1 rRNA gene is annotated in these 369 nt (G+C 53.1%); it reads right to left on the reverse strand.

The features are described from left to right. Positions 1–369: ribosomal RNA gene (locus EIZ48_RS28920) — 23S ribosomal RNA — on the reverse strand; the annotation flags it as partial.

Below are 369 nucleotides of genomic sequence, written 5' to 3' on the forward strand. Positions count from 1 at the left end.
TTCTRTTTCACTCCCCTCACAGGGGTTCTTTTCGCCTTTCCCTCACGGTACTGGTTCACTATCGGTCAGTCAGGAGTATTTAGCCTTGGAGGATGGTCCCCCCATGTTCAGACAGGATATCACGTGTCCCGTCCTACTCGATTTCACTGTAAAGGCGCTGTCGACTACGGGGCTATCACCCTTTCTTGCCAGGCTTTCCARCCTGTTCGTCTAACGCCAATCTAGCTTAAGGGCTAATCCGGTTTCGCTCGCCGCTACTGCCGGAATCTCGGTTGATTTCTGTTCCTCGGGGTACTTAGATGTTTCAGTTCCCCCGGTTCGCCTCGCAACGCTATGTATTCACGCTGCGATACCTGCTTGTGCAGGTGG

The sequence above is a fragment of the Photobacterium alginatilyticum genome, from assembly GCF_009910675.1.
GTDB classification, from domain to species: Bacteria; Pseudomonadota; Gammaproteobacteria; order Enterobacterales; family Vibrionaceae; genus Photobacterium; species Photobacterium alginatilyticum.